The organism is Phycisphaerae bacterium (genome assembly GCA_035384605.1).
Lineage (GTDB): Bacteria > Planctomycetota > Phycisphaerae > UBA1845 > PWPN01 > JAUCQB01.
In genome coordinates this window covers 1-2,942 of the sequence record DAOOIV010000053.1, presented here as the reverse complement: position 1 = coordinate 2,942, position 2,942 = coordinate 1, and the positions used below count along the sequence as shown (strand labels likewise).

1 protein-coding gene is annotated in these 2,942 nt (G+C 59.7%); it reads left to right on the top strand.

The window, feature by feature from the left end; translation table 11 throughout:
- The first annotated feature begins 591 nt into the window (after positions 1-591).
- Positions 592-2,727 (top strand): hypothetical protein, encoded by a 2,136-nt coding sequence (locus PLL20_12680; GenBank protein ID HPD30846.1) that lies wholly within the window; start codon positions 592-594, stop codon positions 2,725-2,727.
- The last annotated feature ends 215 nt before the right edge of the window (positions 2,728-2,942 follow it).

Here is a 2,942-nt window from a genome sequence, read left to right as displayed (position 1 = left end):
GCTGGGTAAGCAATTGTTTTTCCTCGTCCATAGCCGTCAATGTAATCACGTGATGATGAAAATGCAATAGTGTTTTTCCAAGAATTCGTCGCACATCTTCTAAGTTATTGTTCTAAAGTGACTTATAACCATCCTCGCCGTGGATCAGGCCCTGATCTGAAAATAATCATCACATGAGGTGGATTTTGCTTGATTTGTTGCCAGCGGCGCGTTACGATGGGCCACGTGCGCAAGCCGCAGTTCTTGCGTTTGGCCGTTTCCGTCCGGGCGAGGGCTGTGAAGGAAATGCGGCGTGATGGCAGCACAAACGGGTGGGGCAGGTCTGAAGGAGGCAGGTTTCTGAAGCGCCTGGCGCGCAATGTTCGGGAAGGGGCATTGGCGGTGCTGTTTGCTAACCGCTGATTCCCATGCCCGGGGTTGCTTTCAGTTCTTTGAAGCGAACCGGGGACGGTGGAGGCCTTAAGGCGGGTCGCTTTCTTGCGGGCCGCAGGCCAAATGCACTGTGATCCGGAAGGATGCGCGCCAGCGGCACAGAACAGATCTTGGGCCATAAGGTTCGAAGGCATGAGAAAGCGAGAAGGAGGAAAAGGGATGAGGAAGCTCGCATGTGTTGCGGCGATGCTGGTCTGGGTCGGGATAGCACAGGCGGCCGTGGACTGGGAAGGCGACAACAACGGCGTGGGCGATGGTTGGGACTTCAACAATGCCCTGAACTGGGATGATCGCGTCAACCCGGCGGGCAGTGACTGGAATATCCACCGACGGAACTACGGCTACTACGTTCCCTTCAAGGCCTGGGACATCCACGTCACCTCAGATATCGCAACCAGGGGCGCCACGATGTGGGACCGGGTTGATTACCCTGTCACCGTCACGGTCAACGAAAACATTACCTTGACCATGACGGGCGAGTTGGTCCTGCAACGGGCACAAAACGTGGTCGTCAAGCCCGGTGCCAGCCTGATTATGGGACCGTCGTTCGATTCGGCCGATCAGCAGATCAATTTGGGTTCGACTGGCGGTGCCTATATGAAAGTCGAGTCCGGCGGAAGAGCGGCGGCCGGCGTCTTGCGTCATGATAACGGCTCGGTCCTTGATCTGTATGGTACGTTCCGGGCTTCGCAGATCTCTCGCATTGACGCCTGGGAGGGTTACGCGTTTAACGTGTACGGTGGCGGACTGGTCTGGGTTGAGGATATGACCGGTTCTGAGACTGCATGGTACAAGGATGGAAAGATCACCCAGTACCTTTGTTCGACGGTCCAACTCCAGGGCGATCGAACGAGCTTCTTCGAGAATTACGTCCAGAAGGGTGAGGCCGGCGAGTGGGCGGTCGATTACGGCGTCACCCGATCCGGCTACACCACGATCCGTCTACAGCCGGCCGACACGTGTGATTTCGACGTTTCGCCGGCTTCGGTCAACACCCTGCCGGGCGCAGACAAGCTCGCGACCCAGACTCATGAGCTGACGGTCAGCAATACCGCGGCGGCAGGCGGGGCAGATCTCAACTACACGGTGGTTGAGGTGGATCGCAACGGCGTCGTCACGGATGTGCCGTGGCTGAGCGTGGACAAGCCGACTGGCGGGCCAGTCGCCCCCGGCGGCACGGACATCGTGACGGTTACCGTGGACTATGCCAAGCTTGAGGTCGGCGTGAACGTCGCCCGGTTGCGGTTGACCGCCGACTGCAATCCTTGTTTTGGCCGGGACGTCGAGATCATCGCTCCGTTCATCATGATCTACAACGGCGACGTGGATCCGGAGGCCCCCAACGCGGGCGGGCCGGGAATGACGTTTACCGAACGCGAGGGCGAGGCGGACAACTACCGGAACACATCACCGCCAGCCCTGGCGGTTGAGCCTAATGCCTTGGCCCAGGACGGCTGGGAACTGAAGATTGCCGACGGGCCGGATTACAAGCTGAAGCTTCGGACGAGACCGTCGCAGAACATCGGCAGTAGCACTGGCGCGACGATTGTGGGCCGGGTGCGCACGACATTCAAATTCGGGAACAACATAGAGGGTGAGAACCTGTCCATCTGGCACGACGGCGGGGGCTCGCTCGGTTGCCATTGGAGCGGCGCGGGCGACATAACTGGTCAGGGCCAGGGCATCGCGGGCTACCTCAAGGAAACCGCGCGGGGTGACAACCACACCTTCGCCGACCAGACGCTTGATTGGTACGCCGGGTACCACATCATCCGCGCTTGCATGGGGGAAGTGAACGGCTCGCGGGTGATACGAATCTACTTTGATGAGAATCCCGCCCCGGTGATTGAGATTCTCAACGCCTCGAGCAAAGCGTCGGCCACGGATTCAATTGGTTTCGGCACGGGCAGCACGCTGGGTCAGCAGGTCATCTATTTTGACTGGGTCACGGGTACCAACGCAGGCATGTTCGCCCCCGGGGAGGAGGTCGCGCTCATCGGCCGGAACCTGTGCCTTGGGCCGGGCTGCTACGAGAGCCCCTGCAACACCGAGGTGTTTGCCGATGTGGATGGGGACGGGGACGTCGATCAGGCCGATTTTGCCGTCTTTCAGCTCTGCTACACGGGTATGGACGGCGGAGTGTTGACCGACCCTGATTACTGTCAGTGCTTCGATCGCCGGAACAACGACAACTCACCCGGCCAGGACAACGACGTGGACAGTTTCGATCTGGCGGCTTTCGAGGACTGCGCCAGTGGTCCTGGAGTGCCGGCCAACCCGGCGTGCGATGATTGAAGAGGTAGGCGAGGGATTCGAGGCTCGAACTCGAACGTAGAGGAGGAGCGAGAACATGGTCAGAGCAAAGATCCGGTTGATCGCCGTCGTGGCGGTGTTGGGAATGGCCATCACGGTCCCTGCGGCCGAGCACTGGAGAGGTGCGGGCTGGGGCGGTGACGGCACCAGTTGGCACGACGTGCTCAACTGGGATGACTCGATTCCGTCGGCCACGA

Coding starts and splice junctions, on each gene's coding strand:
- PLL20_12680 (HPD30846.1), top strand. CDS start 592: ATGAGGAAGCTCGCATGTGTTGCGGCGATGCTGGTCTGGGTCGGGATA.